Below are 25,561 nucleotides of genomic sequence, written 5' to 3' on the forward strand. Positions count from 1 at the left end.
ATATAAAACTTATTAGTTAAAGGAGCAATGAACATGAAAACACATGACTTCCTTACAGAAATCCAGAAGGGCTCTGAGCCTAGTCCATATCAAGATCCTATTGCTTTTATTTTCGTTTGCCTTTCCGTAGCTATATACACATTTTTCAAACCTGCTAAATAATATCATGTAATGAGAAAAAGCCTACCGCTCTTTTCGAATTATATGCACTAAAAAATCTTAGAATCACTTCTAAGGTTTTTGTTTGCCTCGTTTCTTATTCACGTAATCCTTTAATAAACGTTTCCAATAATACATGTAAACTTATATCCAGATCTAACGGCAAACCAAATCCGCCTTGCTGTTCAATCGAAGCAAATCCATGACAAATACTTCTGAATCCGCGTGTCGCATGAAGTGCATTCTCTCCTTCTAAGCCATACTGTTGTAAAACTCGAAGACAAAGCTTTACAATTCCGTCACCTGCTTTTCTTACTTCTTCATCTCGTAAAAAAGTTGCTTCATATAGTCCAGGATGTTTTCGGACAAATGCTACATATGCTTCTCCTAATGAATGAATTGCTTCATCCATCTGTTTATCCTCGGCTGCTTCTTCCAGTTTGTTATGCAGCTGTTGTATTCCGTAAATACCAAGATTTTTCCGTACATCTTGTAACCCTTTTACATGATTATATAGTGAGGGCGAACGTATCCCTAATCTTTGCGCTAATGAAGCTAACGTTACTTCTTGTATTCCATTTGTATCTGCAATTTCTGCAGCTGTTTCTACAATTTTCTGTAATGTAAGTCCGATTCTAGGTGACATAAATTAACCCTCTTTCTTACTTTCTATATTCCGCTTCGCTTCCTGAATAGCAAGCTCTATGACAGCCCCTGGATCCTTTATCATTTTTCCGTGCCCTGCCGCAAGCAAGGAAGGTTCATATTCGCTTAGCTTCTGTGCACTTTGTAATGATATTTCTTTGCTCCACGTTGCCATCGCTGGAAACGGAAACCAAAATTTCATTTGTCCCGAAACAGCCATACCTCCTCTTGTTTGAAATGCATCCCCAACAATAAGAGCTTTATTTCGTACATCAAGAAACGACATGGAGCCCGGCGTATGTCCCGGTGTCATAATCGCAAGAAGCGATCCAACTCGGTCGCCATCTTCCAATAAAACATCAGGTACCGTTTTTATCTTTTTAGGTACACCGCCTTTTATTGGCGTATTTGGTTCATCCTTTTGTAACGTCTTATCTCCTTCTAACAGCTTTGCGTCCCGCTTAGAAATGTAGACTGGAACATGAGGAAGTACTTCCTTTAATGCGTCTAATGCACCGATGTGATCATCATGCGCATGTGTTAATACAATATTCGTAATTGGTTTTCCTATTTTCTCAGCCGCCTGTAAAATACCTTTTGCGCTATATGGCAAAGCCGCGTCAATTAAAGTTAAACCATCTTCTTCCTCTACAAAGTAACAATTTACAGGAAACGCTCTTGGCAAAAATGACAATTGATATAACGTTTTTTCATGTATCATCCTCATAGTCCCATCTCCCTTTTCACAAAAAACTAATATCATTAGTTTTATTATACTAATGCTATTAGTTTTATGTCACTAAAAATTTCTTTTTTTCAAAAAAAGAACAGTAGCCGTATAAACGACTACTGTTCTTTAAAGATATTAAACTGTGTAACGCTCATCTTCTAAAATTTTCGCAGCGATTTCACGTTTCTTCGGAATTACGTTAAGTGGTGTGTGGCGAGTTAATTTACGTAATGATGATAACATCATGCGCAGCATGTCGCCGTTTTCAACTGCGATAAGTGTTTCTTTCGCATCTGCTTCGATCTCGTTAAATGCTTCTTGGCAGAATACTTCAGTGTATAACACTTTTTGTTTATTCTTTTCAAGACCAGTTGTTTTGATTGCTTTTTCTGTACGAAGAACAGCTGATTCCATTGCGTATAGATTGCTTACGATGTCAGCGATATTCACAAGAATTTCTTGCTCTTTATCTAATGCTTTACCGTATTTTTGAGCAGCTAATCCAGCTACCATTAAGCCGATTTTCTTCGCGTTAGTTACTAAATATTTTTGAAGTGCTAATGGCTCATCGCCTACTTCTTCTGGCATCATCATCATTAACTCTTCTTGTAATTTTTGTGCTTTTTGAAGAAGTGGTAATTCACCTTTCATCGCTTTACGTAAGAACGTACCTGGTACGATTAGGCGGTTAATTTCGTTCGTTCCTTCGAAAATACGGTTAATACGAGAATCGCGGTACATTCTTTCAATCTCGTATTCTGCCATGAATCCGTAACCACCGTGAATTTGAACACCTTCATCTACTGTATAGTCTAATACTTCAGAACCGAATACTTTGTTTAAAGAGCACTCGATTGCATATTCAGCGATAGAAGCTGCTACCGCTTTACCGTCTTTTACTTCTTCTTCAGATAATGTGCTCATGCGGCTTTCGAATAAACCTACTGTACGATATACAGAACTTTCAGCTGCATATGTTTTTGCTGCCATATTCGCAAGTTTCTCTTGAATTAATGGGAAGCGAGCGATTGGTTGCTTGAACTGTTGACGTTGGTTTGCATATTGTGCTGAAATTTCTACTGCACGTTTTGCAGATCCAACTGTACCAACACCTAATTTATAACGACCGATATTTAAAATGTTGAATGCGATAATATGACCTTTACCGATTTCACCAAGTAGGTTTTCTTTCGGTACTAACGCATCTTCTAAAATTAACGTACGAGTTGAAGAACATTTAATACCCATTTTCTTCTCTTCAGGGCTTGTAGATACACCAGCGTATTCTTTCTCTACGATAAATGCTGAGAAATGCTCTCCATCAATTTTTGCATATACAACGAATACGTCAGCGAATGCAGAGTTTGTAATCCACTGTTTTTCACCGTTTAATACATAATGTGTACCTTCTGCATTTAAACGTGCAGTTGTTTTTGCGCCTAATGCGTCAGATCCTGAACCTGGCTCAGTTAATGCGTATGCAGCTAATTTTTCACCAGTTGCAAGTAATGGTAAATACTTTTTCTTTTGCTCTTCGTTACCGAATAATACGATTGGTAAAGATCCGATACCTACGTGAGCACCGTGAGTGATTGCAAAGCCGCCAGCGCGAGAGAATTTCTCTGCGATTAACGCTGAGCTTACTTTATCAAGACCAATTCCGCCGTACTCTTCTGGTACGTCAGCGCCTAATAAACCAAGCTCCCCAGCTTCTTTTAAAAGACGAACTGAACGATCAAATTCATGTTGCTCTAAATATTCAAGCTCTGGAAGAACTTCATTTACGATAAAGTCCTCTGTCGTTTTTGCAATCATTTTATGCTCAGATGAAAAATCTTCTGGCGTAAACACTTGATCAATCGTAATCTCATCAACTAAAAAGCTACCGCCTTTAACCGCATTTCCTACTGTTTTTTCCATGAAAATTTCCTCCTTCATATTTTCATGAGCAGCTTCTCTCTTTTTGAAAGAAGCTGGCTCTCCCGTTTATTTTTTATAAACCTTTGTTGCTTCCATTCTTTGCTTTAGCGTCGTCTCGTTCTGAGCGAACTGCTTGCACTTTTTTTATAATCCAGTTCCAGCGGCTAGAATGTTCGGTGGCTTCGCTTCTTCCTACGAGGCAAAGAGCGCCTCTACGTCTGAAGCTCCATCCCCCTCACATTCTGAACAAGCCGCTTCCACTTTTTTTATAGTAATTCAAACACTCCCGCTGCTCCCATTCCGCCGCCAATACACATTGTTACGATACCGAATTGTTCGTTGCGGCGTTTCATTTCGTGAATAAGAGATAGTGTTAGTTTTGCTCCTGTACAGCCAAGTGGATGTCCAAGTGCGATTGCACCACCGTTTACGTTTACTTTTTCTTCATCTAAACCAAGTTCACGAATAACTTGAATCGATTGAGAAGCGAATGCTTCATTTAGTTCGAATAAGCCAATATCAGATAGCTCTAAGCCAGCTAGTTTTAACGCTTTTGGAATTGCAGCGATTGGGCCGATTCCCATTACTTCTGGTGGTACGCCAGCTACTGCAAATGAACGGAATTTCGCAAGTGGCTTCATGCCATCGCTCACTGCTTTTTCACGATCCATTAATAGTACAGATGCTGCACCGTCACTCATTTGTGAAGAGTTACCAGCTGTTACAGAACCGCGAACGTTAAATGCTGGACGTAATTTACCTAAAATGTCTAGCGTCGTCTCTGCTCTTACACCTTCATCTTGTGCGAAAATGATTGTTTCTTCTTGCAGTTTATTGTTTGAGCCAACCGAGCGTAACGTCACATCTACAGATACTGTTTCATCAGCAAAGTTTCCTGCCGCTAATGCTTTGGCAGCACGTTGATGACTTCTTACTGCAAATGCATCTTGCTCTTCACGAGAAATTCCATATTTCACAGCAACTTGCTCTGCTGTATGTCCCATACCCATATAATATTCCGGAGCCGCTTCTACAAGGCGACTATTCGGACGAACAACGTGTCCCATCATTGGAACTAAACTCATTGATTCCGCTCCGCCTGATAATACAGCTTCAGAGTGACCAAGCATAATGCGCTCTGCTCCGTAAGCGATACTTTGTAAACCAGAAGAACAGTAACGGTTAATTGTAATAGCTGGAACATCGTAAGAAAGTCCTGCTAGTCCGCCGATATTACGAGCCATATTTAAACCTTGTTCTGCTTCTGGCATCGCACAACCGAAAATTAAATCATCGATTGGTCCTTCATAATTTGCACGCTTTAACGTTTCCTTTACTACTAACGCCCCTAGATCGTCAGGACGAACTGTTTTTAATGAACCCCTCTTTGCTTTTCCAATTGGTGTTCTTGCTCCCGCAACAATGACAGCTTCTCTCATGAACGATATCTCCCCTCGTTATTAGTTACGTAATGGCTTTCCTTTTACAAGCATGTGCTGCATTCTTGCTTGTGATTTCATCTCACTTACTAAGCTAATAAATGCTTCACGTTCTACATCTAATAAATACTGCTCATCAACTTCTGTTCCGTACGGCACTTTTCCGCCCGCAATGACATATGCAAGTTTCTTCGCAATGTGAAGATCATGTTCAGAAATGTAACCTGATAAATGCATTGCTTCTGCACCAAGTACAAGAGTTGCATATCCTGTTTCACCAACAACTGGTATCTTTTTACGAATCGGTGCTTTATAGCCCGCTTCATATAAAGCAAGTGCTTTCTGTTTCGCATCATATAGTAAGTGATCACCATTCACACTAATACCGTCTTTATCGCCTAAGAAGTTGTTCGATACAGCTTCTTGTGCTGATGTAGAAACTTTCGCCATCGCTACAGATTCGAACACTTTATTCGCAACTTTTTGCAGATCAAACTCTACACCGTTTGGCATTTTATTTAAGTGTTTAATGTATAGCTCTTTATTACCGCCTCCGCCAGGGATTAAGCCAACACCAACTTCTACTAAGCCCATATACGTTTCACTAGAAGCTTGAATGCTAGCTGCTGGTAAGCAAACTTCTGTACCTCCGCCAAGCGTCATACCGTATGGTGCTGCTACAACTGGCTTAGAAGAGTACTTAATTTTCGTCATTGCATCTTGGAAGTTTTTCACAACCAACTCAATTTCAAAGTAATTGTCGTCTTGTGCTTCCATTAAGATCATTGCTAGGTTCGCACCAACGCAGAAGTTCTTCGATTGGTTACCGATAACAAGACCTTTATAATTCTTTTCTACTTCATCAACAGCGTAGTTAATCATTTGCGTAATATCCATACCGATTGCATTGCTCTTCGAATGGAACTCTAAGCAAAGGATGCCGTCGCCTAAATCAATTAAGCTCGCTCCGCTATTTTTCTTTAATACACCATTTTTCGCTTTTAATTGCTTAAGAGAAATTGCTTTTTTATTACGCTCGATTAGCTTATATTCGCCATTATCGTAATAGTAGCTATCGCCGTTATCATGTTTATAGAAAGTAGTGAAACCTTTCTCTAACATTTCTTTCACCCAAGTAGGAACGACTACGCCGTTTTCTTCCATCTTTTGAACAGATTTTTCAACGCCGATTGCATCCCAAACTTCAAACGGTCCTTGCTCCCAGCCGAAGCCCCACTTCATCGCTTGGTCAATTGCAACGATATCGTCAGCAATTTCTTTATGAAGTTTTGCAGAGTATAAAAGAGTTGGTGTAATGATGTTCCATAATAACTCTCCTGCACGGTCTTTTGCGTATACAAGCGCTTTCAATTTATTCGCTAATCCTTTTTCTTGTTTACTTAACTCTACGGATGCAGCTTTTAATTTTTTACGCGCTTCATATTCCATCGTTTCAGGATTTAGTTCTAAAATTTCTTTTCCTTGTTTTAAGAAGAAGCCTTGACCTGTTTTGCTTCCAAGCCATTTTTTATCAAGCATGTCATGCATGAAAGCTGGTACTTTAAATACATCACGCTCTTCTTCTTGTACGTTTTCATATACGTTATTTGCAACGTGTACGAATGTATCTAAACCGACAACATCTAATGTACGGAATGTTGCACTCTTCGGACGACCAATTAATGGACCTGTTACAGAATCAACTTCCCCAATGCTGTAGCCGCGTTTTATCATCTCTTGAAGAGTTACTAATAAACCGTACGTACCGATGCGGTTTCCAATAAAGTTTGGTGTGTCTTTTGCGATAACAACGCCTTTTCCAAGAACGTCTTCGCCAAATAGTTTCATGAAGCTTAATACTTGTGGATCTGTTTCTTTCGTCGGTATTACCTCTAGAAGTTTTAAATATCGTGGTGGGTTAAAAAAGTGTGTGCCTAAGAAGTGTTTCTGGAAGTCGTCTGAACGACCTTCTGCCATTTTTTCAACTGAAATACCTGACGTATTCGAGCTTACAATAGAACCTGGTTTACGAACAGCGTCTACTTTTTCAAATAATTTCTTTTTAATATCTAAGTTTTCAACTACTACTTCAATAATCCAATCTACATCAGCAAGAAGCTCAAGATCATCTTCTAAGTTACCTGCTTCAATCAGTGCTAGATTTCCTTTCACTGTCAGAGGAGCTGGTTTTTGCTTCAATAGTTTCTGTACAGCCGTATTACTAAAACGATTTCTCACACTTTTATGTTCTAATGTAAGTCCCTTCGCTTCCTCTTCTTTCGTAAGCGCAGGTGGTACAATATCAAGCAATAATGTCGGAATACCAATATTAGCTAAGTGTGCCGCAATTCCCGAACCCATTACGCCTGAACCTAGAACAGCAGCCTTTTTAATTTGGAACATCCAATTCTCCCCCTATTCTTGAATGAATGCTCATTCAATTTTTCGACATAAGTCGCAATCAATGAGTGAGCCTCTACTAATAAATATATGATACTGTTTAAATTTTCGCAATATATTTATTGATAAAATTTTCTGAAATAAATATTTTTCTTTCATTTGGCTATGCTATACATGTGTATTTTCTTTGTTTAAATGCACTTTTCCTTTTTATAATCTGACGAAACTGGAGGAATATATATGGCAAAACTTAAGAAGAACCCTTCAAAGGCTGGAATTAGTGCAGCTAGTGTAACTGGAAACGCAGGTCCACATAATCACGGTGTTGAAAAAGGACGCCAAGGTAATAACCAACAATATAAGAAGCATAATATGGGCGAAAAATAACGCTATATTTTTGGGCAGAGAACGTGGCATAATGATTAATGGCTGCTTTTTCTGCCCAATTTATTTGTACATATGGAAAACAAAAGAGGGAACGATGATGAAACGAACAATAGTTATGATTGTAATGATTGCTACACTATTTACAGGGATGATTTTCTTCTCTTATGCACAAAGGCAACAAGCTGTAAGAGCTGATCAACCTAACATTACTGGGCAATATGGGGTTACAATCGATGCAAACACAGGTGAAATTTTATATGGGAAACGCGAAGACGAACGTTCTTATCCGGCTAGTATAGCCAAAATGATGACAACCCTTCTTTTACTAGAGAATGTAAAAGAAGATGAAGAAATTACGGTTACAGAAAATGCAATTAAAACAGAAAGTCAAAGCAAGAAAATTAAACTTCGTGCTGGAGAAAAATTAAAGCGTGATGAGGCATTAAAACTTATGCTTATCATTAGTGCAGATCCAATAGCTGAATCAATTGCAGAACATATCGCAGGATCAAAAAATGAATTTGTGAAAATGATGAATGCTAGAGCAAAGGAACTTGGTACAAAGCATGCAACTTTCAAGAACGCAAGTGGTGCTGATGCAATTGGGAATAAAGTATCACCATATGACATTGCTATTATTACGAAAGAAGCATTAAAGTATCCAGTTGTTTTAGAATATATGAATTCAACACGTACAACTCTACATACTTCAGAACGCTCTCCAAACATCGCAAACTATGGACGAGAAGAACTATATGACGATCCATATGCGATTGGAAGTAAAAGCGGTCTATCAGCACTTGGCAAATATACAGTCGTAACAGTGGATGAAAAAGACGGTAAACGCGTCATTAATGTTGTATTATCTTCTACCCGCAAGCAACTGTATCCTGATACGAAGAAAATGGCACATTACGCATTTCAGCAATTAAAATAACCAAGGAGTATTTACTCCTTGGTTATTTTTTAACCATACCTTTTAATACGAACGCAACGTTTGCTGGACGCTCTGCTAGACGACGCATGAAGTAGCCATACCAGTCGTTTCCATAAGGTACGTAAACACGCATTTTGTAACCTTCTTTTACTAGCTCAAGTTGACGCTCATTACGAATACCATATAACATTTGGAATTCAAATTGATCCCTTGGAATGTTGTGTTCTTCGGCAAGTTTTTTTGTATATTCAATAATCGCTTCGTCATGTGAAGCAATTGCAGTATAATTCCCATTTAATAAGTGCATTTTAATAATTTTTTTATAATTGTCATCTACATCTTTCTTGTCTGGGAATGCCACTTCTTCAGGTTCTTTATAAGCACCTTTTACAAGACGTAAATTAGGATTATAAGCATTTAAATCTTCAATATCTTTTTCTGTACGATATAGGTAAGCTTGAATAACAGTACCAATATTATCGTATTCAGATTTTAATTGTTTAAAGATATCAATTGTTTTCCCGCAGCGTGTATAGTCTTCCATATCAATTGTAACGAACACACCATTTTCTTTTGCCGCTTCTAAAATACGGCGCATATTGTTCATTACGATTTCATCAGAGATATCTAATCCCATAGAAGTCATCTTTAAAGAAAGCTGCGAATCAAGACCTTCTCTTCCAATTGCACGGATCGCTTCAATCGATTGGTTAGCCATTTCATTTGCTTCCGCTTCATTATCAACGAATTCACCTAAATAATCGATTGTTACACAAAGTCCTTGCTTATTTAATGCCTGAATGGCAGCTGTCGCTAATTCAATCGTCTCCCCTGCGACGAAGCGACCTGCACCAAAGCGTAAACCGTACTTTTTAGCCAGTTTTGTTAGCGCTTTATTTTTAGATAAGAAAAGAAACGAATTTCGCATTAATTGTTCCATGTAATTCACCCCTATGACTGTAATTTATCTGTTTTTTACCCCTCTTCAAAATTATATCATTGTTTAAAATTATTGGATACAAATAATTATTTAGATAATTTATAAAATACTATAAAAACATTTAAAAACCTATATTCTCGCATGTAAATATGAAGGGAATATTTTTCGACATTTAGAAAAAACGGGTTTACTAGGGCAAAAATAGGCATACCGAAAATATTCGACATGCCTATAAAACCCTTAATATTCCATGTAAATTATATAAGGATATTAATAAAGAAAACTTGAGGTAACATTCACCTCAAGTTTTCTCACTGCTCATTTCGCTTCTCTTCATTCAGCCTTTTAATATCCGTAATTAACTGAACCATCTCTTCTTTCGCATCTGGATATGTCTCATTCCAATGCTTCACTAAAGCTGGCATCGTCTTCGCTATGTAAGAATAAAGTGCCCACTTCTGCACCTGTTCTTTTCGCTCTTCACTACTCTCTCCAAGTAACAGCTCAGTGTATTTCTCTAGTAACCCGTCAAACTGCTCGTTAAACTTTTCACTCATTTCATTTACCTCCTATATGAAAAAAGCAGCGAAGATCGCTGCTTTTTCTTATAATTTTGATCGAACAGAGTTTAATTTCTTCTCCATTGTGCTTACTTTATCACGACGATCATCAATACGAATTGTTGTTGCAACACGCTGTGCACCTTTCGTATAAGGCACTTCATGCATTTGTTGAATTACTTCTAGAATGACAGGAAGATCTCCTTCAATAATTGTATTCATCGGTGTTAATTGATACTTCACGCGATCCGCATTTTTCTCTAGCACCTTTTGTACTTCTGCTACATATTCACTAACACTTGGATTACCTGTTCCTACTGGAATAATCGATACATCAACAATTGCCATAGTAGTCTTCCTCCTATAATCGTTTCTTATATATCCATTGTCTATTTTACCGAAATCCTCATCATTTTACTAATATGTTACTCTTCCACTTTAAACTGCTCGACTAATCTTTCTAAATCTCTCATATGTTCTGTCAAACTTTCCATCGTGTGAGCTACCTTTTCTAAATGATTCACCTGTGATTCCGTTGCAGCATGTACCTCTTCGGAAACAGCTGCACTTTCTTGACTCGTACCAGCAATTGTGTGCATTACCGCTGTAATCTCTCCTTGCTCGTAACCTATGTTATGTACCTCTTCTACAATTTTTTCAACTGAAGTACTAATCGTATTTACAACTGACATAATTGTGCGGAACTCCATTTCTGCCTCTGTCGTCACTTTATTTTGCACATCTGCAATGTCTTTCAATTTACTTACAACTTCTACAACTCTTTTTACTTCTACTTGCACATCACCAATCATCGTTGTAATTTCTCCTGTTGCCTCTTTTGATTGTTCCGCTAATTTCCGAACCTCTTCAGCAACAACCGCAAATCCCTTACCTTGCTCACCTGCACGGGCAGCTTCAATCGAAGCATTTAAAGCAAGTAAATTTGTTTGATCCGAAATACCTTTTATAAGCTCAACAACATTTTGAATCGATCCAACTCTTTGTTCTAACTTATCCGATGCTTCTTCTGTATGAACAACAATCGAAGATGATTGTCCCCTCGTACGGATTAAATTCCTCATTGTATTTAATCCTTGCTTAGATGCCTCTTCCGCTTTGCCAGCCACTCCTTTTATTTCACCAACGGAGCTATTCATTTGTTCCACTGACTCCGCCATATTCTCGAGCTGAGCTGAAACTTCATCCACACTATTCGCAAGAGTAGAAGCTCCTCCGCTCACATCATCCATCGCTCCTGAAACTTCTCTACTAGCCGCTACTGTTTCGTTCGTTAAATAATGTAAACTATTCGTTGATTGTTGCACCGTTGATACGCTGTTTTTAATTTTACTTACCATTTCATTCATTTGTTCAACCATATCATTAAAGTGCTTAGTCAACTCTCCAACTTCATCTTTACTTGTCACTTTCATTCGCAGCGTTAAATCGCCTTCTGCTACTTTTTGCACGTGATTCTTTAATAGTTGCAGTGGTCTTGCTAATCTTCTTGAGAACAAGTAGGAAGCTACGATTCCAACTAATAAACTAATACATGCCATTATAATAACTGTATTCCTCGTACTATTTAATAACCCATCGATCGTTTCTTTCGGATAAAAGATTCCTATCGTCCATTTCATCGTATCAAATGATTGACTATAAACTACTACATCTTCACCTTTTATTGTACTGCCCGCATATTTTGTTACCTCTTTATTCAAGCTCTTTATAAGTGGCTCTTTAGAAACATCTTTTCCTATCTTTTCTGGATAAACAAGAGCCATATTTTTATCATTTATAATAAACATTTCTCCGTCATTATTGTATTGAATATTGTGAAGCAACTTCTGAATCGTCCCAAGCGATACATCCATCGCAACAACGCCTAATACAGATCCATCTTGAGCTGTAATTGCTTTAGAAACACCTACACTTAACTTTCCTGTTGCAATTTCATAAGAAGGTTGTCCCCAATGGACCTTTTTTACATCAGCCTCTGAATCTTTATACCATGGTCTTGTCGTTGGATCATATCCTTCTGGCACTTGCCCACCTTCAGCAAGATTGGCACTTAATGTTTTTTTATCTTTCGTACCAATATATAAATCTAAAATACCAGGATGATTCTTTTTATACTCTGCAAACTCTTTCGTTAAAAACGCTTCCTCTTCTGGAGTAACCCCACCTTGAAGCATATTACGAATCATCTCACTGTTCGCGTAATACCCCATATCTTCATCCGTTCTTTGAACAAATGTCGTAAGTTGCTCTGTCACAAGATCCATCGCATTTTGAGAATACTCGTCTAAGGAACGCACTTCCTTTTCTTTCTGTAATTGATACACAGCTGTACCCAATATTACGAACATCATAGAAATAAGTACTGAAAACACTACCGCAATTTTTAAACGTAAACTTCTTAACATCTTCCCCCCAGCATCCCCTTCGCATTAAATTGAAATCTTATTAATCATTATATTAAGTATAATAGATAAAATTAAAAAATTGAAATTAATTCTCACCTTAATACAATTAGAAAACGGACTACCACTTGTGCAAAAACAAATAGTTCATTATCCTTAAAATATAATCTCATTCGTTCGGAGGGAACTATGTTACAAAAATTCGGTTTCTCACAATATGAAAGCCAAGCTTATGAAGTTGTCGTATCAAGCAATGAACCATTAGATGCTACAACAATTGTGAAGCATTCAGGTGTTCCAAAAGCAAAAATATATGAAGTACTAGCACGCCTAATCGATAAAGGAATGGTAATGGATTCTGTTTCAGAAAAGAAAAAATTGTATACAGCATTACCACTAAAACTAGCAATTGAAAAATTAACGACAGAATTCCAATCAAATATTAAAGAACTGGAAACAAACATATCAAAAAAATCATTTACAGATGACCGTGTGTGGAGCTTAAAAATGCAATCTTCTATTCGAGTTCAAAGTAAAGAACTCATTGAAAGTGCACAAGAATCCATCCGTATTTCAGCTTGGAATGATACTCTTTTAGAATATCTCCCTTTACTAGAACAAAAAGCAAAACAAGGTGTTCAAATCGAATCTCTTATTGTTGGAGAAGTAGAAACAGACTTAGAAAACATGCATTTTCTAATCCCAGCTGAAGAGCCTAATGCATTAGAGCGCTACTTGCTACTCATCGTTGACGATCGTGAAATTTTATTTGCTGGCGTAGAACAAGAATCATGGCAAGCGATGAAAACAATGTCACAACCTTTCGTAAAGTTCTTTACAGAATTTTTCTATCACGACGTTGCACTTGCAAAGATTACTCAGAAACATCATGATCTCTTTATGGAAGATGAGGAAATTAAGAGTTTGTTAATGAAATTAAGATACTAATTAAATAATAAAAAGGAGTCTAGTTTTTCACTTAGACTCCTTTTTATTTTGTTCCTTTATCTCCATCAACAGCTCAATGATTTTCTCATTTTGCTCTACCTGTTTCTCTGAATTTTGATAGATGAAACGAATCCATCTAAAAACAATGATAACCACAAATAACGGCAATACTGTGAATATAAAACCAATAATTGAATAATCCATATACTATCACCTCGCTACATACCCTTTTCTCCATTTCTCTACCAAAACCTGCAATATTTTACAAATAAAAAAGAACCTATCAAACGATAGATTCTTCTTTCACGAACTGAGTAGAGCGTCCTCTCGTAATCGAGAAAATCGCGCAAAGCAGTGCTAATATAATAAAGCCACCACCTACCCAAGCATTATATATAACAGATGATTTTTCAATAACAACTCCACCTACTGTTGAACCAAGTGCAATTCCTAAATGAAGCGCAGAGTTATTTAAACCTTGTTGAATACCAGCTGATTCCGGTGCAATTTCAATTAAATAATTTTGCTGCGCTGGTGAAATCGCCCAGCTCAGCATACTCCAAAGTCCCATCATAATGATGAAGAGCGGGAATGAGAATGTCATTAATGGCAACATGAAGATTGCACATGCAAATACGATAATAATCGAGATAATACTTTTCTTCGATCCCCATTTATCAGCAAGCCATCCACCGAATCCGCCGCCAATTACTGCTGCGATTCCGAAAATGAAGTAAAACACACTAATCCAATTTGCTTCAACATGCATGACATCTTTTAAAAACGGTGTTAAATATGCATACAATGTTAAATGCCCCGTTAAAAACAAAAATGATGTTAACTGTGCACTTACAATTTTTTTATCTTTTAAAGTAGCAAGTTGTTCTTTTATTGATAATACCGATGTCGGTGGTACTTTCGTTAAGAACAATGAAATACAAGCTATTGCCATAACTGTTAATACAGAAATTAATACAAATGGTGCACGCCATCCGTATGCATTTCCGAGTACAAGACCAAGCGGTACTCCAAGTACAAGTGATCCACTAATTCCCATAAAAATGATTCCAATTGCACGCGCACGAAAATGCGGTTCTACTACACTAGAAGCAAGTGTTACCGATAGTGCAATAATTAATGAACCACTGGCCGCACAAATAACCCTTGAGAACATCAGCATTCCGTAATTCACACTAAATGCCGAAATAATATTTCCGATTAAGAAAATCGATAATGCTCCAACATACAATGTTTTTCTTTCAAACTTCCCTGTCAAAGCTAATAAAACTGGACCTGACAAAGCAAATACTACCGAAAATATTGTTATAAGCTGACCAGCTGCACTAATAGATACTCCTAAATCATTGGCAACTAAATCGAGCGTTCCTCCTATAATTAGCTCAACCGTTCCGACTACAAAAGCCGCGATAGCTAAAATATAAACACGAAAATTCAAGTCTTTCCCCACGCTTTCTATTTTGGTTACTACCATCATAGTAACCAAAATAGAAAGTGGAAGCAAGTACAATTTTTTTACAGTAAAAAAGGTAGGCGTATAATACGCCTACCTTTTCATCATTCTGTTTCTTTCTTCTTATTCAAGTACCAATACACCGGCAGTCCCGTAAATACAATTCCAATCGATAAGAAACAACTTACTGGATTGTTAATAATCGCACTACCAATTACAAATAACGAACCTAAAATCGCTACGATTGGTACGATTGGGAATAACGGTACACTATATGCACGCTCTTTATTCTTATTACGTTTTCTTAAAATGAAGACACCAATAAACGTCATTACATAGAAAATATAAATAATGAATACGGAAATCTCAGATAGCTTATTTGGATCACTAATAATCATTAAAATAATTCCTAAAATGATTTCAACAGTAATCGCATTTGCTGGTGTTTTAAATCTCGGACTTTCCTTTGCAATAAACTTAGAAAATGGAAGTTGTCCACGCTCTGCCATAGACATTGGGATACGTGGAAACGTTAAAATCTTTCCATTTAAACAGCCGAAAATAGAAACGATAATACCGATACTAATAATTTTCCCGCCATATTCTCCAAGTAACATACCCGCAGCTGTCGCTGTCGCATTTTCTCCAAGGTCTACAATTTTCGCTGCTGGTAATACATTTAATAACGCCAAGTTAATTAATACGTAAGCAGCAGTTACGATTAAAATCCCCACTGTCATTGCTTTCGGTAATAACTTTGTTGGATTCTTCATTTCTCCGCCAATCGAAGCAAGTAAAATCCATCCGTCATAAGCAAATAACGTTGCTAAAATTGCCATACCGATACTTTGATTTTCTGATATCGGCACTACTACGTTAAAGATATCGCTATTCCCTTTCCAAAAACCTAGCACGACAATTAATATGATCGGAATCATCTTCCCAATTGTCGTGATTGTTTGGACGATACCTCCGTATTTTGTTCCCATACTATTTATAACGCCAAGGAACACAACCGTTCCAATTGCAATTGGTAAATTCCACACTTTATCTAAATAGAAAAAATTAATCATTAAAGAACTAAAGTATAAACCTAATGTTCCGATAATAGCAGGTCCATAAACAATTGTTTGCATCCAACCTGATAAATATCCCCAAAAACTCCCGTAAATCTCCTCTAAATACGTATACAACCCACCATTTTTCGGGATTTGCGCTCCAATTTCAGCTACTGTTAAACCACTTGCTAGCGTCAACAGACCACCAATTACCCAAGCAAGAATGGCCATATTAGAACTCCCCGAGTAATCTAATACGCTCCCTGGTTTCATAAACACACCAGATCCAATAATCGTTCCTACTACGATAGAAAGTGCTACTGTTAAACCAATTTTGTTCTTCTCATCATGATGCATGCTGCGTATCCTCCTTCCAATCCTAGTGTGATGCAAAAATGAAATAAAAAAACACTCCTCCCTAAAAAAGGGACGAGTGTTGTATTCGTGGTTCCACCCTTGTTTCAATTCGCAAAGTAACACACTTCACCAATTTCTCAAGTCTAAATAACGGTTTTTGCCGGCAAGCAATTACTAGATGCTCGTTCACTGCTGCAGTTCAGAGGTGGTAATCCATTTTTCCGTATTAGGAAGCTCACAGCCAAAGGCTTCCCTCTCTGAGAATCGTAAAAAATTGATCATGTCCTCATCATCACTTCTTGATGTCGAATTTTGTAGTTATTGTTCATTATATTGAATTGTTAGAAAAAATCAATATATTTTTTTATATAACATAGGAAATATTTCTCTTCTTATATTATAACAGAACATACAAAACTTCTCTAATTCCCTAAAAATGGTATAATTCTTTTAGGAGGTGTACTAATAATGATTGCTGTCTTTTGTATCATCGCTACGTTTCTCTCTGTTCTATTCGCTATCATGTATCGAAACAAGTATCCTGGTTATAGCATTTTAGCGGTAGCTATTATACCAGCTGTTTCCTTCTACGTATTGGGTAAATATCAATATACGGAAGTGTTTATCGGTTTTGCAATCTTCTACTGCGTCTTCGGATACATACTAACAATAAAAAGAATTTCAATGCCTCATTAAAAGGGACCGATTTCTACTTATAGAAATCGGCCCTTGCACGTACCTTCCTGTTGCCCACACGAAAGATACGACTTCATTCAATTATTTATCTTCTTTTTTCATAAAAAACTTATGGTGCGGTAAATCAACATTCAATGCCTCTAATTGTTTCTTTTCATTGTCTAAAATCGCTTTTGCTTTTTCTTTTGTTGCTTCATCTAATCCCGCAAAGATGTCTTCACGCTTCTCTTTCTCTGGAAGTTTCACGCCTAACTTCGTTAATTCTTCTTTTGCTTGCTCATGCGTTAATTTTCCGGATTTTTCTTGCTCAAAAATTGACTTCACTTTTTCTTTCGTCTGTTCATCTAAATTAGCAAGCATATCTTTACGCTTACCTTTCTCTGGCATTTTCACACCTAACTTTGATAATTCCTCTTGCGCTTGTTCACGTGTTAATTTTCCAGATTTCTCTTGCTCTAAAATGGACTTCGCTTTTTCTTTCGCCTGTTCATCTAAGTTAGCAAACATGTCTCCATGCTTACCTTTCTCCGGCATTTTCACGCCTAGCTTTGTTAATTCCTCTTTTGCTTGTTCACGTGTTAGTTTTCCGGATTTCTCTTGCTCTAAAATGGACTTCGCTTTTTCTTTCGCCTGTTCATCTAATCCTGCAAACATGTCTTTACGCTTCTCTTTCTCTGGAAGCTTTACACCTAGTTCCTCTAACTGTTTCTTTGTATCGTCCATAATTGTTTTTACTTTTTGTTTTGTAGCGTCATCCAAATCCTTTTTCGCCGTTTTTGCAGGCTGATCCACTGCTGGAGTATTCGTTGCCGCGAATGCCGGAATGCCGACTCCTCCAATGATTCCGAATGATAACGCACCTGCAATCGCTAAATACCCAACTGTTTTCTTCTTCATAGGAAATTTCCTCCTTCATATTTCTAATGCATGTACACTTTCGTATACAATGCCTATAGTAATGTCGGTTTCTTAACATTTCCTTAACGACTTAACAAAAAAACACCGCTCGTAATGAGCGGTGTTTCTCTATGCTTTTTGTAATTGTAACTCTTCACGTTCCATTATTTTTCTTAATACAATTGTTTGTGTCATTGTAAATAAGTTACCTGTTATCCAGTACAACACAAGTCCTGATGGCGCCGCAAACCCCATAAATAGAATCATTGCCGGCATCATAATTTGCTGCATCTTTAGCATCTGTACTTGTTCTCCAGATGTAATATTCGATTGGAAAACTTTCATCTGAATAAATGTCGTTAACGCTGCAATAATCGGTAATATATGATATGGATCTGCATGTCCTAGGTTCACCCATAAAAACGAAGATGTGCGAATCTCTTCCGTTCTGCTAATCGCATAATACAAAGCAGAGAAAATCGGCATTTGTATTAATAATGGCCAACAACCAGCAAGTGGATTCCAACCGCCTGATTTCATTAGTTCTGACATTTCTTTTTGATACTGCTTTTGTTTTTCAAGATCTTTGCCTACATCACCGTACTTTTTCTTTAACTTCTGCAATTCAGGTTGCATTTTCTTCATTTTCGCTTGGCTGCGATATTGCGAAACAGCTAATGGAATCATTGCTGAACGAATAACGAGCGTCATAATAATGATAGCAATCCCAAAGCTAGCTCCAGGTATATGATGAGCAACAAATTGAATCATAAACGAGATTGGATATACAAAATAATGATCCCAAATCCCAGTACTATGTGCATCAATTGGGGCTGCATTACTGCAACCAGATAAAACAAAAACAAATAATAATGATAAACTAACGAGCACAGCTCGGTATGATTTTAACATGTTCATTCCTCCAATGTTTCGTAATTATTTAGCGAAACATTGGTGTATACGGACCGACCTCGTCATTCTCTTCACTTGATTCTTGTCTGCGTACAGAACGAATCATTCCATATTTATAAAAAATAGAAAATAGCGGTACATTTCCCGCACTATCTTCACATGTATCAACTAGCGCAAAAGCTCTTTGTCTACCGCTTGACGCTTGTTGACGCACAAAGCGAGAAACATTAGCAAGGAAGAAAACTTCTAATAAACAAAGTGCCGTCGTTACAAACGATATATATAGAATTGCATCCTGCAATAAAAATTCCATCGCTTCACATCCTTAATAAGGTCATTTTAGCACATTAGGCAAACATTCTCTATTTCCTTTTATTTTCAAAAAAAGTATTTTGCATATTTTCTCAAGAAAATAATAATTAAGAAACGTTGTATTCGCTTTCTTTAGTATATTCACGCACATCAATGAATAGGCTTGATTTATTAGAAATTTATAAAATTTTTGCATTATAATAAAACTATTGCCAGTTTTTGAAAAAACCTTTATTCTCTTCTTGTAATCAAAAATGAATATGGAGATGAAACATACTATGGGTCAACTAGGAGACGCCGATTACGTTCCCGACACCGCCTTTTTATCCTTCCCAGCAGCTAAAACATTTCACTTAGAATTTATGATACAGTTGGTTGTTATTTTTATAGCTTCTATTTTGTATGCAATTTCTATGAATATGTTTTTTATCCCGCATAACATGATTAGCGGTGGATTCGCTGGTGTAGGGATGATTATCGGTTATTTAATGCACTACAATATCGGTGCACTTATCTTTTTACTAAACATTCCTCTTCTTATTTTAAGTCACTTTTACTTAGGCAAGAAGACAACCTTTTTAACAGCTTACTTTGTAGCTGTATCATCGTTAGCGATGAACATTATCCCTGTACACCAGGTTTCAGACGATATTTTACTATCTTCTGTATTCGGTGGTGTAATCTGCGGAGCAGCTTCCGGAATCATATTCCGATTTGCTTCTTCAACAGGTGGCTTTGATGTTGTTGGATTGATTGTAGCGAAACATCGAGATATTTCAATTGGAGCAATCATCTTTGTATTCAACTTAGTCTTACTTGTTGCAGCAGGTTTTATTTTCGGATGGGATATTACACTTTATACGTTAATTAGCCGGTTTGTAGTCAGCAAAGTTATCGATGCTGTGCATACGAAACATATTAAATTAACGATAATGACAGTTACAGAAAAAGGTGAGGAAATAAAAAGCGCACTACTACATCACGGCATACGCGGGGTGACAATGGTAGACGCTGTCGGCGGCTATACAAACCATAAGAAAAAAATGATTTACACTGTCGTGACTCGCTATGAGTTAGGCGAAATGAAACGTATTATCCGTCAAGTGGATAACAAAGCATTTATGAACATTACTGAAACAGTTGAAATTGTCGGCCGTTTCAAACGCATATAAAAAAGGTTAATAAATTAAAGGGCATAACATATTAGTCATATATAATATGTTATGCCCTTTGTTATTCAACTCACGTACCTTTTAGCATAATAAAATCACTAAGTTTATTACTACAAATCGGAGGATAGCATCCCATATACAATACTATCTGTCCATTCATCTTTATTCCAAAAATCTTGTATGAAATGGGCTTCCTTTCTCATGCCTATTCGTTCACACAATTTTTGTGAAGCTGTATTACGTGCATCAAGATTAGCCTGTATACGATGTACATTAAATTCATTAAATAATTTCAATACCAAACTACTTACTGCTTCTGTCGCCAAACCTTTCCCAGCTACTTCATTTGAAAAACTATAACCAATCTCAACAGTGTCTTTCATATTTGTGTACCATACGGATAAATCACCAACTACTTTAGTTTTGTATATAACTGCCAAACTTAATATTGATTCTTTAGTAAGTACATTATTTGCTAACTTCTTATTAAATCTTTTCTGCATGTCTTCATGAGTCCACTTATTATGTAATAGGAACTTACATGTATCATCACTATTATAAATAACAAATACATCCTGTAAATCAGTACTCTTAAAAGGTCTAATTATTAATCTTTCTGTTGTGAACTCCAAGTTAGCTCTCCTCCCTTACATTCATACTATAAAACATTTTTTATAGTATTTAAGCCTCCTTCTTAGATCTCACCTTTATTACATATTTCATCATAATAAATTAAAATCCTTCTTCCACTAAACTGCACCGTTAATGGTATTTCCTTGCGCTTTTTATTTTTTACACTTATTACAAAATCAGATAATTCTATTATTATGTCCCTAAATGTGTTATAATGAAAGCAGACTCACAAAAAAAGAGTATATAGACTTGGAAGTTTCTCTTATTTTACAAGCAAAAAGAAACGAGCAGTCGGGTATATTTCAGACACCATACACGTAACGGTTTAAACAACCGATCATCTTAGTTACTCTTCAATGATCTTTTTATAAAAAGATACGTACAATTAAAACTCACTTCAATATACTATACCTACCTTTTTGACTTCCAAATCATCTTATTACATAAGGAGATGAACATATGAATCAATATATACGATATACAATAGCTGTCCTGTTTGCTATTATCGGCGGAACAATCTGCTTCTGGACAAACACTCAGCTTGGAGAGAATATCATCTTTAATGGAATCGAAACACTTGTAAGCGCTTCAATTTTAGGCGGATACATTTACTTCCTCTTTAATCCAGAAGAAAATGCTCAAAAAACAATGTTATTAACAATGATCGGAATCGTTGGTGGATGTATTTCCTACTCAATGACAAACTATACATTACCACTTCAATTAAGCTCAGCTTTCTTCCACGGTCTATGGACTTGGTTCATTGCATTCTGCTTAGCAGACGTATTCAACCTATTACAAGACAATGAAGAAGATAGCGGTCGCCAAATCGAAAGTAACTCTTAAGCTGGAAGATACTCTTCCAGCTTTTTTATGTTGGTTTGCATATCCCCGCATCACGATAAAAAGAAGTTACCCTCACGGCAACTTCTTTTCCATATACCCCACTTCGTATTCACTAAAATATATCAACGATTTTTCAAATATATCGATTGTTTCTCCACTTATATCAACGATTTTTTCATTATATCAACGCTTCGACACAAGATATCGATTTACCGACAACCTTCGACACTCAAAACGCACAACACACCCTATCCCCCAAGCAACTTACTGCCGAACTCTACGATTAAAAAGATAATTAATAGGATCGCGAGTATCTTTAATGCTACATATGCCACTTTAAAAACAACATAAATGAGCAAGACTATCAAAATAATTGATAAGATTTCCATATTTACTTCCTCCAAGCTTTGCTCTTCTTATCTCATTTTACTCGCCCTAGGCTGTTTATGGAACGGCATAAGATGACATATAAAAAAGAGGATACCTCACCCATCGTAAGATACCCTCTCTTTCAGCTGCTTAAACCATTCTCTTTCTAATTGTAAATATCCCATTTCACTCTTCTCGGCGCTCTTTAATTCTTGATCAGCTTTCTTCATATAAGTACGGGACGCTTCCATATTGCCCTCTACATATTTAATAATTCCTTGTGTACGGTAATATCCACTTAGGTCCATTTTTGTAATAGCCTTTGCATGTTCCTTTGCTTCTTGCAAAGAAAGACTATCCATCTGATAAAGGGCTTTATATAAAAGGTACCAACTATGAAAACTACTAACGAAAAACTTATTTTCTTTCGTTACAGGTAGTTGAACAATTCGTTCTATATACGGTATCGCTCTTTCCATCCCCTCTTGATCTGCACGAGCAAAAAAGACGAGCATAAGTCTACTCATTATCTCTCTTATCCCTTTATTCTCTTTTATTTTCTCCTCACTCAATTCTACTAATCTTTCATCCCAATCTTTCGGTCTTTTATAACTAAATAACTCACTCGATATTTGAATCTCATATAAGTGATTTCTAGCTCTTTCATCATCTTTAATTAAAATAAGAAATTGCATCCCATCACTCATAAGCATTCCTTTTATCGGCACAATTGTAACCACAAAGATTGCAAAATGGAAAAAGGAAAAATATAAAAGATATTGATAATAACTCACCATGTATATGTAACCGGAAGTAATACCAAATAGTAAACTCGTAATCGGTCCACCTAAAGTGAGCCACGCCCATTTTTTCGAAAGATTCGGTGTCTCTATAGAAGGTGGTACTAGTGTTGCAACGCCTCCAAAGTACGCCCATAATTTATTTTCTCGAATGCGTAATTTTCCCTTTTCTTTTTGAATAGTAATGGGTCCTACTGTCATAAATTTAAATGTTAAACCACCTATTACACCAAATACTACATGTCCTAGCTCATGAATGGCTAACACTAACAATGAAATTCCAACTATTGCCCATAGGTTCAAAATTACTTCTAATTTCCCAGTTCGGATTACTCCGTATAAAATGGACAGAATTAGCGCCACTGTCATTGAGCCAGCTGGCCTTCTTAAAATATCCACCTTTTTCTCCCCTTAATAAATCATTTTTCTCTGCATTTCGTACATGAACTTCCCGAGATGCAATATCCAAATAAATGAGATTAAACCAATTAACACAAAATCGATATCACTAGCAGCTGTATATATAACGGCAGCCCACCATACATATGCCAATATTGTATTCGTAAATTCATACGCTTTATATCCAGCCTCATGCACAATGTGCTTTAATCCTTCATCTGCATTTTTCGTCCACATTTTCATAGATTCCATATACGTTACACCTTGTTCAGGATATAGCTTGTTATAACGATTTTTTGTTATGAGTCCGATAGTTACTACAGTAGTTAAACAAACAATAGAAGCTACTAAATTCCACACCGCAAATGAAACATTTGTATCCTGCAACAGTGCACGTCTACATGTAATAACTGCATATACAAACCATGCCTGCGTAACTATATCACCTACACGTAAATATATACTTATAATGCCTAATTTTCTGCCTTGTACGCTCTCTTCTTCATCGCGTGCCTCTGCTAACATACGTGTATTCTTCCAAGTATAGTACATCATTAAAATTCCAAAAATAGTACATATACCTATAAATGTATTGGATGATAATTTTCTCGGTTCATCCGAGAGTAAATTTAAAGCTATATAAGACGTTAAAAAGCCTCCTATCATACTTAATGCTATTTTCCCCACAGAATCAAATTGTTTTTTTCGCTTACTCTTACTCTTCATCGTCCTCTTCCCCCTCTACTAACGTAAATATTTCCTCCACCGGTACATTGAAAATTTGTGCGATTTTTAACGACAATACGATAGATGGTGCATAATCCCCGCGCTCAATTAAACTAATCGTTTGCCGTGATGATCCAATCGCTTTCCCTAAATCCCCTTGTGATAAACGATGCTTTGCTCGTAATTCCCTCACTCGATTTTGAAGCTTCATGTCTTCCCTCTTTTTCATTTATTTAATTAAAATTGTAAATAATATCCTTATCTTTGTCAATTATAATTGTCATTACGACTATAATAATTGACAAGATACTTATTTCTTATCCTGTATCAAATTCCTATAAAGAATGTAAAATGTGCATTAAACATAGTCTTAACAATAAAATAAAAAAGGCAGTGCTTTTGCACTGCCTTCCTAAATTCTGACATAGAATGGATTTCATATTAGCTTGCGTTTTGTAGTAATACTCGTTTTAACTGCTTACGGAAACGAATACCTAACGTAACCGCTACAATCACAATAACTCCAAAAATGATTTTACCGATATGACCTTCTAGCACTCCAAAGATATCATGTAAATTTCCACCTAACCAGTAACCACCGATTAAGAAGAATGATACCCAAAATAGAGCGCCTGAATAAATTGTAATGGCAAAACGACGGAATGGTAAATTAATAATTCCTGCAAAGTATCCTGTGAAATGACGTACACCAGGAATAAAGAAACCAATAAAAATTAAGAAGTACCCATACTTATCAAACCACATTCTCGTTAAGTCAATTTTTCTTTGTGTTAAAAATACGTATTTCCCATACTTTTGAATGAAAGGCATACCTAATTTATTTCCTAAAAAGTATTGAATCGTCATTCCTACACTTGTCCCAATAAAGGATAGAATAATTAAAATCGGTAAACTTAAATCACCCTTATGTGCTAAAAATCCCGCATATGCTAACGTTGGCTCTCCCGGAAACGGAAGTGCAATATATTCTAACAGCAAACCTACAAGTACAACATAGTACCCGTATTGCTGAAATAATTCATGAATCCATTCCATGTCATCTCTCCTTTCAATCACGTACAACTTCTTACTATTATTGTATAAAAAAATTGTCGAAATAACTATCACAATAGCTTACATTTTTATTACATTTTTGTAAGGGTCACACTAATGATTTCCGTTCTTTATTAAGTAGCTAAAAGCATTTTTCAAGTCGAAATAACAAAAAGACGCATTAATAATATGCAAATTTTATCCATTTTTTAACACTGAAAAACCTTTCTTATTTTGTTCTCAATAAAAAACCACCACAAACTCATGCTAACTTCATATTAGCTTCATATACGTATTGTAAGATTATATCGGAATTTGTTGAAAAATTTAACTAATATATGACTAAGCATTAATTTGAATAAATATAAGTCG

The 25,561-nt window shown here is 36.4% G+C and carries 27 protein-coding genes and 1 other annotated feature; of the genes, 6 read left to right on the forward strand and 21 right to left on the reverse strand.

The genetic code is table 11. From position 1 onward, the window contains the following. Positions 1-256: 256 nt before the first annotated feature. From ATL10_RS17745 to ATL10_RS17770, 5 genes are all read right to left on the reverse strand, one after another. Positions 257-805 carry a TetR/AcrR family transcriptional regulator gene (locus ATL10_RS17745; protein ID WP_110497265.1) on the reverse strand — a complete coding sequence of 183 codons (549 nt, stop codon included), beginning with the start codon at positions 803-805 and terminating at the stop codon, positions 257-259. A gap of 3 nt (positions 806-808) precedes the next feature. Next, positions 809-1,531: an MBL fold metallo-hydrolase gene (locus ATL10_RS17750; protein ID WP_110497267.1), complete on the reverse strand. Its 723-nt coding sequence runs from the start codon at positions 1,529-1,531 to the stop codon at positions 809-811. A gap of 138 nt (positions 1,532-1,669) precedes the next feature. Beyond that, positions 1,670-3,454: an acyl-CoA dehydrogenase family protein gene (locus ATL10_RS17755; RefSeq protein ID WP_000416293.1), complete on the reverse strand. Its 1,785-nt coding sequence runs from the start codon at positions 3,452-3,454 to the stop codon at positions 1,670-1,672. Between the two features lie 266 nt (positions 3,455-3,720). Next, positions 3,721-4,893 (reverse strand): acetyl-CoA C-acetyltransferase, encoded by a 1,173-nt coding sequence (locus ATL10_RS17765; RefSeq protein ID WP_001206331.1) that lies wholly within the window; start codon positions 4,891-4,893, stop codon positions 3,721-3,723. Between the two features lie 21 nt (positions 4,894-4,914). Further along, positions 4,915-7,296, reverse strand: a complete 2,382-nt coding sequence (locus ATL10_RS17770; protein ID WP_000486359.1) for a 3-hydroxyacyl-CoA dehydrogenase/enoyl-CoA hydratase family protein — start codon at positions 7,294-7,296, stop codon at positions 4,915-4,917. A gap of 237 nt (positions 7,297-7,533) precedes the next feature. On the opposite strand from ATL10_RS17770, the gene ATL10_RS17775 reads away from it, so the two are divergent. Then, entirely contained in the window at positions 7,534-7,680 is a 147-nt protein-coding gene (locus tag ATL10_RS17775; protein WP_001096344.1) for a YuzL family protein, read from the forward strand. Between the two features lie 97 nt (positions 7,681-7,777). Then, positions 7,778-8,617 carry a D-alanyl-D-alanine carboxypeptidase family protein gene (locus tag ATL10_RS17780; protein WP_000831466.1) on the forward strand — a complete coding sequence of 280 codons (840 nt, stop codon included), beginning with the start codon at positions 7,778-7,780 and terminating at the stop codon, positions 8,615-8,617. Positions 8,618-8,639: 22 nt separating this feature from the next. Here the strand turns inward: ATL10_RS17780 and ATL10_RS17785 are convergent, their stop codons facing one another. The 4 genes from ATL10_RS17785 to ATL10_RS17800 all read right to left on the reverse strand — a co-directional run bounded on the left by ATL10_RS17785 (position 8,640) and on the right by ATL10_RS17800 (position 12,543). Further along, positions 8,640-9,557 (reverse strand): proline dehydrogenase family protein, encoded by a 918-nt coding sequence (locus ATL10_RS17785; protein WP_000436780.1) that lies wholly within the window; start codon positions 9,555-9,557, stop codon positions 8,640-8,642. Between the two features lie 311 nt (positions 9,558-9,868). Continuing rightward, the gene (locus ATL10_RS17790; protein ID WP_001290600.1) at positions 9,869-10,114 is read right to left on the reverse strand and encodes a YusU family protein; all 246 of its coding nucleotides are present in this window, start codon (positions 10,112-10,114) and stop codon (positions 9,869-9,871) included. Positions 10,115-10,162: 48 nt separating this feature from the next. Then, positions 10,163-10,465: an MTH1187 family thiamine-binding protein gene (locus ATL10_RS17795; protein WP_001018860.1), complete on the reverse strand. Its 303-nt coding sequence runs from the start codon at positions 10,463-10,465 to the stop codon at positions 10,163-10,165. A gap of 77 nt (positions 10,466-10,542) precedes the next feature. Beyond that, positions 10,543-12,543 (reverse strand): methyl-accepting chemotaxis protein, encoded by a 2,001-nt coding sequence (locus ATL10_RS17800; protein ID WP_000946363.1) that lies wholly within the window; start codon positions 12,541-12,543, stop codon positions 10,543-10,545. A gap of 186 nt (positions 12,544-12,729) precedes the next feature. Here ATL10_RS17800 and ATL10_RS17805 point away from each other — a divergent pair, with 186 nt between their 5' ends. After that, complete coding sequence (locus ATL10_RS17805) at positions 12,730-13,488, forward strand: TrmB family transcriptional regulator (RefSeq protein WP_000939481.1); 759 nt, start codon at positions 12,730-12,732, stop codon at positions 13,486-13,488. Between the two features lie 27 nt (positions 13,489-13,515). On the opposite strand, the gene ATL10_RS31315 is transcribed toward ATL10_RS17805, so the two are convergent. From ATL10_RS31315 to ATL10_RS17820, 3 genes are all read right to left on the reverse strand, one after another. Then, positions 13,516-13,692: a hypothetical protein gene (locus ATL10_RS31315; protein ID WP_000386584.1), complete on the reverse strand. Its 177-nt coding sequence runs from the start codon at positions 13,690-13,692 to the stop codon at positions 13,516-13,518. Between the two features lie 79 nt (positions 13,693-13,771). Beyond that, positions 13,772-14,956 carry an MFS transporter gene (locus ATL10_RS17815; protein ID WP_025118115.1) on the reverse strand — a complete coding sequence of 395 codons (1,185 nt, stop codon included), beginning with the start codon at positions 14,954-14,956 and terminating at the stop codon, positions 13,772-13,774. A gap of 107 nt (positions 14,957-15,063) precedes the next feature. After that, positions 15,064-16,374 carry an APC family permease gene (locus tag ATL10_RS17820; protein WP_016513201.1) on the reverse strand — a complete coding sequence of 437 codons (1,311 nt, stop codon included), beginning with the start codon at positions 16,372-16,374 and terminating at the stop codon, positions 15,064-15,066. A gap of 65 nt (positions 16,375-16,439) precedes the next feature. Then, positions 16,440-16,676 (reverse strand) — a binding site (T-box leader). Positions 16,677-16,842: 166 nt separating this feature from the next. Here ATL10_RS17820 and ATL10_RS17825 point away from each other — a divergent pair. Then, on the forward strand, positions 16,843-17,070 hold the full coding sequence (locus ATL10_RS17825) for a hypothetical protein (RefSeq protein ID WP_053563416.1): 228 nt from the start codon (positions 16,843-16,845) through the stop codon (positions 17,068-17,070). Between the two features lie 81 nt (positions 17,071-17,151). Here the strand turns inward: ATL10_RS17825 and ATL10_RS17830 are convergent, their stop codons facing one another. From ATL10_RS17830 to ATL10_RS17840, 3 genes are all read right to left on the reverse strand, one after another. After that, entirely contained in the window at positions 17,152-17,967 is an 816-nt protein-coding gene (locus ATL10_RS17830) for a hypothetical protein (protein WP_090978073.1), read from the reverse strand. 129 nt (positions 17,968-18,096) lie between these two features. Next, complete coding sequence (gene yidC, locus ATL10_RS17835) at positions 18,097-18,879, reverse strand: membrane protein insertase YidC (RefSeq protein ID WP_097924574.1); 783 nt, start codon at positions 18,877-18,879, stop codon at positions 18,097-18,099. Between the two features lie 28 nt (positions 18,880-18,907). Next, the gene (locus ATL10_RS17840) at positions 18,908-19,192 is read right to left on the reverse strand and encodes a hypothetical protein (RefSeq protein ID WP_000394930.1); all 285 of its coding nucleotides are present in this window, start codon (positions 19,190-19,192) and stop codon (positions 18,908-18,910) included. Positions 19,193-19,469: 277 nt separating this feature from the next. On the opposite strand from ATL10_RS17840, the gene ATL10_RS17845 reads away from it, so the two are divergent. Continuing rightward, positions 19,470-20,363, forward strand: coding sequence for a YitT family protein (locus tag ATL10_RS17845; RefSeq protein WP_000530043.1), 894 nt, complete (start codon positions 19,470-19,472; stop codon positions 20,361-20,363). A 110-nt stretch (positions 20,364-20,473) separates the two neighbouring features. Here ATL10_RS17845 and ATL10_RS17850 read toward each other — a convergent pair whose 3' ends face one another. Beyond that, positions 20,474-20,995, reverse strand: coding sequence for a GNAT family N-acetyltransferase (locus ATL10_RS17850; protein WP_000397314.1), 522 nt, complete (start codon positions 20,993-20,995; stop codon positions 20,474-20,476). Between the two features lie 460 nt (positions 20,996-21,455). On the opposite strand from ATL10_RS17850, the gene ATL10_RS17855 reads away from it, so the two are divergent. Continuing rightward, positions 21,456-21,842 carry a DUF3938 domain-containing protein gene (locus ATL10_RS17855; RefSeq protein ID WP_001077773.1) on the forward strand — a complete coding sequence of 129 codons (387 nt, stop codon included), beginning with the start codon at positions 21,456-21,458 and terminating at the stop codon, positions 21,840-21,842. Positions 21,843-22,090: 248 nt separating this feature from the next. Here ATL10_RS17855 and ATL10_RS17865 read toward each other — a convergent pair whose 3' ends face one another. The 5 genes from ATL10_RS17865 to ATL10_RS17885 form a co-directional block, all read right to left on the reverse strand. Continuing rightward, complete coding sequence (locus tag ATL10_RS17865) at positions 22,091-22,231, reverse strand: DUF3985 family protein (protein ID WP_000404758.1); 141 nt, start codon at positions 22,229-22,231, stop codon at positions 22,091-22,093. A 96-nt stretch (positions 22,232-22,327) separates the two neighbouring features. Continuing rightward, complete coding sequence (locus ATL10_RS17870; RefSeq protein WP_053565466.1) at positions 22,328-23,380, reverse strand: zinc metalloprotease; 1,053 nt, start codon at positions 23,378-23,380, stop codon at positions 22,328-22,330. Positions 23,381-23,422: 42 nt separating this feature from the next. Further along, the gene (locus tag ATL10_RS17875; protein ID WP_075719344.1) at positions 23,423-24,136 is read right to left on the reverse strand and encodes a DUF3169 family protein; all 714 of its coding nucleotides are present in this window, start codon (positions 24,134-24,136) and stop codon (positions 23,423-23,425) included. Next, positions 24,126-24,347 (reverse strand): helix-turn-helix transcriptional regulator, encoded by a 222-nt coding sequence (locus ATL10_RS17880; protein WP_000776168.1) that lies wholly within the window; start codon positions 24,345-24,347, stop codon positions 24,126-24,128. The genes ATL10_RS17875 and ATL10_RS17880 overlap by 11 nt, the downstream gene beginning before the upstream one ends. Positions 24,348-24,577: 230 nt before the next feature. After that, a complete protein-coding gene (locus ATL10_RS17885) occupies positions 24,578-25,192 on the reverse strand; it encodes a DedA family protein (protein ID WP_000454754.1) in 615 nt (204 codons plus the stop codon). Positions 25,193-25,561: the final 369 nt, after the last annotated feature.

This window comes from Bacillus sp. 196mf (assembly GCF_003217275.1).
GTDB lineage: Bacteria > Bacillota > Bacilli > Bacillales > Bacillaceae_G > Bacillus_A > Bacillus_A thuringiensis_S.

What these genes read in the sequence shown, in the direction of transcription:
- ATL10_RS17785 (WP_000436780.1), bottom strand. Translation starts at nt 9,557, where the DNA reads ATGGAACAATTAATGCGAAATTCGTTTCTTTTCTTATCTAAAAATAAA.
- ATL10_RS17800 (WP_000946363.1), bottom strand. Translation starts at nt 12,543, where the DNA reads ATGTTAAGAAGTTTACGTTTAAAAATTGCGGTAGTGTTTTCAGTACTT.
- ATL10_RS17765 (WP_001206331.1), bottom strand. Translation starts at nt 4,893, where the DNA reads ATGAGAGAAGCTGTCATTGTTGCGGGAGCAAGAACACCAATTGGAAAA.
- ATL10_RS17745 (WP_110497265.1), bottom strand. Translation starts at nt 805, where the DNA reads ATGTCACCTAGAATCGGACTTACATTACAGAAAATTGTAGAAACAGCT.
- ATL10_RS31315 (WP_000386584.1), bottom strand. Translation starts at nt 13,692, where the DNA reads ATGGATTATTCAATTATTGGTTTTATATTCACAGTATTGCCGTTATTT.
- ATL10_RS17820 (WP_016513201.1), bottom strand. Translation starts at nt 16,374, where the DNA reads ATGCATCATGATGAGAAGAACAAAATTGGTTTAACAGTAGCACTTTCT.
- ATL10_RS17870 (WP_053565466.1), bottom strand. Translation starts at nt 23,380, where the DNA reads ATGACAGTGGCGCTAATTCTGTCCATTTTATACGGAGTAATCCGAACT.
- ATL10_RS17770 (WP_000486359.1), bottom strand. Translation starts at nt 7,296, where the DNA reads ATGTTCCAAATTAAAAAGGCTGCTGTTCTAGGTTCAGGCGTAATGGGT.
- ATL10_RS17855 (WP_001077773.1), top strand. Translation starts at nt 21,456, where the DNA reads ATGAATCAATATATACGATATACAATAGCTGTCCTGTTTGCTATTATC.
- ATL10_RS17845 (WP_000530043.1), top strand. Translation starts at nt 19,470, where the DNA reads ATGGGTCAACTAGGAGACGCCGATTACGTTCCCGACACCGCCTTTTTA.
- ATL10_RS17825 (WP_053563416.1), top strand. Translation starts at nt 16,843, where the DNA reads ATGATTGCTGTCTTTTGTATCATCGCTACGTTTCTCTCTGTTCTATTC.
- ATL10_RS17755 (WP_000416293.1), bottom strand. Translation starts at nt 3,454, where the DNA reads ATGGAAAAAACAGTAGGAAATGCGGTTAAAGGCGGTAGCTTTTTAGTT.
- ATL10_RS17790 (WP_001290600.1), bottom strand. Translation starts at nt 10,114, where the DNA reads ATGAGTGAAAAGTTTAACGAGCAGTTTGACGGGTTACTAGAGAAATAC.
- ATL10_RS17805 (WP_000939481.1), top strand. Translation starts at nt 12,730, where the DNA reads ATGTTACAAAAATTCGGTTTCTCACAATATGAAAGCCAAGCTTATGAA.
- ATL10_RS17840 (WP_000394930.1), bottom strand. Translation starts at nt 19,192, where the DNA reads ATGGAATTTTTATTGCAGGATGCAATTCTATATATATCGTTTGTAACG.
- ATL10_RS17880 (WP_000776168.1), bottom strand. Translation starts at nt 24,347, where the DNA reads ATGAAGCTTCAAAATCGAGTGAGGGAATTACGAGCAAAGCATCGTTTA.
- ATL10_RS17885 (WP_000454754.1), bottom strand. Translation starts at nt 25,192, where the DNA reads ATGGAATGGATTCATGAATTATTTCAGCAATACGGGTACTATGTTGTA.
- ATL10_RS17830 (WP_090978073.1), bottom strand. Translation starts at nt 17,967, where the DNA reads ATGAAGAAGAAAACAGTTGGGTATTTAGCGATTGCAGGTGCGTTATCA.
- ATL10_RS17865 (WP_000404758.1), bottom strand. Translation starts at nt 22,231, where the DNA reads ATGGAAATCTTATCAATTATTTTGATAGTCTTGCTCATTTATGTTGTT.
- ATL10_RS17780 (WP_000831466.1), top strand. Translation starts at nt 7,778, where the DNA reads ATGAAACGAACAATAGTTATGATTGTAATGATTGCTACACTATTTACA.
- ATL10_RS17875 (WP_075719344.1), bottom strand. Translation starts at nt 24,136, where the DNA reads ATGAAGAGTAAGAGTAAGCGAAAAAAACAATTTGATTCTGTGGGGAAA.
- ATL10_RS17775 (WP_001096344.1), top strand. Translation starts at nt 7,534, where the DNA reads ATGGCAAAACTTAAGAAGAACCCTTCAAAGGCTGGAATTAGTGCAGCT.
- ATL10_RS17750 (WP_110497267.1), bottom strand. Translation starts at nt 1,531, where the DNA reads ATGAGGATGATACATGAAAAAACGTTATATCAATTGTCATTTTTGCCA.
- yidC (WP_097924574.1), bottom strand. Translation starts at nt 18,879, where the DNA reads ATGTTAAAATCATACCGAGCTGTGCTCGTTAGTTTATCATTATTATTT.
- ATL10_RS17795 (WP_001018860.1), bottom strand. Translation starts at nt 10,465, where the DNA reads ATGGCAATTGTTGATGTATCGATTATTCCAGTAGGAACAGGTAATCCA.